Here is a 1,655-nt window from a genome sequence, read left to right as displayed (position 1 = left end):
AAGTCGCCACCGAGAGGCCTACTCTCATCTCTTTTTAAAGCATCAAACTGCTTCCGCAATCTGTTCAAGACACACACGTTTTGAAAATTTGCGCATAAATGGCATTGCTTACAGAACCATTGTCGCACCGCACTCAACTAAATAATTAACGAAAAACCTGAGTTGAACCACCGTCAGCCATTTTTGCCCGAATTTGCTGTTATAAGTAGCCATATTTTTAACTATTGATAAGCCTAAAAATTGTCCAAATGATTACAAATAATACACCTATAACTGTAATTATTTTTCCTTGTTTTCTATCATGTTCTGAATAACTGTAGACACGTTCTCCATTCGGAAGAGTTTTCTTGTGGGAAAACAAATCCCACCCAATAAAAACAGCAATCAGTCCTCCTAAAACGGCGAAGATGTAGCCAGCAATTATTGAATTTTTTTGACTTTTTTCTGCTTTGGACAATTCTTCAATTCTTTGCTCTTTAATTTTGTTAATTGCTTTTTCGTCTATTTTGTATCCTCTGTTATCGAGTATTTTTTGAGCTAGTAAATAATCATACTTGCTCCATTCGTCACTTTTCAAAAGCAAATCCTTCAATTCATCGTCAGTGAAATTGAATAAATAATGATCGGGGGAGACAGCGTCTATATCTTTAGCAGATAAATTCATTAAAACCTCATCTGCTTTCTCAAAATCAGGTTTTTGAAGCTTGATTAGATATTCTTTACTCGTTTCGTTGTTTGCAAAAGACGGGTCGAAATGTGGAGAGGAATCTTCAAAAACAAATTCAACATTGTTTGCAGTTAAGGTTTGTGCAAGTTCATTGGCCAATAATTTGTCGTTGAACTTTTGATAAGTTAAAAATTGAGTGTCGTTCATTTAGCTTGTCGTTGGTTACTTATAACGTTTTGAAAATTTGTGCAGAAATGGCATTGCTTGCAGAAACATTGTCGCGCCGCACTAAATTAAGTAAATAAAGATGAACTGTCGTAAACCACCGTCAGCCATTTTTGCCCAAGCATTTGCTGTTATAAGCAGTAGTAATTACAATTCTTCTTCTCTGCATTCACTTTCAATATTCAACAAACCTACATTGTTTTCGACTATGGGCAGAACGTCAAATGTCAAATATTGGTCTTTGCTTTGGATATTGGTTCCTTTTAAAAATTTGTTGTCAACGATAATTACTTCGCCAGTAAACCAACAGTCGCAGAAATTCACAAAGTTTCTAAACTCGTTATTCTTAATAATTATTGGAAAGCCTATTTCATTATGTCCACCTGCTTCGAAGTCCAGATATTTGTCGAAAATGCAATCCTCGATAATTAGTCCTTTCTGAAAATAAGAAAAGTTGAATACAGCATTCTTAAAATGACAATTTCTAAGAGTCACTTTTTTCTCGAAGTAAACCATCATACAGTTGAGGTTTTCAATACTGCAATTCAAAATCGTCACTTCTTTATCCCAAGTCTCCCCGCAGTTAAGGATTATTGTCTTGTCCTAGAATAGGTTTACACAAAAAAGTGTAAAATATGGGCAAAAATATGATTCAAAAAGCAGGTAAGGATTTTACCGATGCAGAAAAACATGGGATGATTCGGGAGCTGATTTCTACGGGCTGCACAAAAGCGTCGATATGGGAGAAATATACGGGCAAGAA

2 protein-coding genes are annotated in these 1,655 nt (G+C 35.3%); both read right to left on the bottom strand.

The window, feature by feature from the left end; all coding sequences use genetic code 11:
* Nucleotides 1-217: 217 nt before the first annotated feature.
* Nucleotides 218-874, bottom strand: coding sequence for a hypothetical protein (locus tag ACVWYG_RS19205; RefSeq protein WP_457272676.1), 657 nt, complete (start codon nucleotides 872-874; stop codon nucleotides 218-220).
* A gap of 165 nt (nucleotides 875-1,039) precedes the next feature.
* Nucleotides 1,040-1,411 (bottom strand): hypothetical protein, encoded by a 372-nt coding sequence (locus ACVWYG_RS19200; RefSeq protein WP_457272674.1) that lies wholly within the window; start codon nucleotides 1,409-1,411, stop codon nucleotides 1,040-1,042.
* Between the last annotated feature and the right edge of the window lie 244 nt (nucleotides 1,412-1,655).

Source organism: Pedobacter sp. UYEF25 (genome assembly GCF_054061655.1).
Note: the sequence above shows the minus strand (reverse complement) of the source record. Positions and strands in the feature narration are given on the sequence as shown.

Excerpts from the sequence above, each read along its gene's own strand:
- ACVWYG_RS19205 (WP_457272676.1), bottom strand. The coding sequence starts at position 874 with ATGAACGACACTCAATTTTTAACTTATCAAAAGTTCAACGACAAATTA.
- ACVWYG_RS19200 (WP_457272674.1), bottom strand. The coding sequence starts at position 1,411 with ATGATGGTTTACTTCGAGAAAAAAGTGACTCTTAGAAATTGTCATTTT.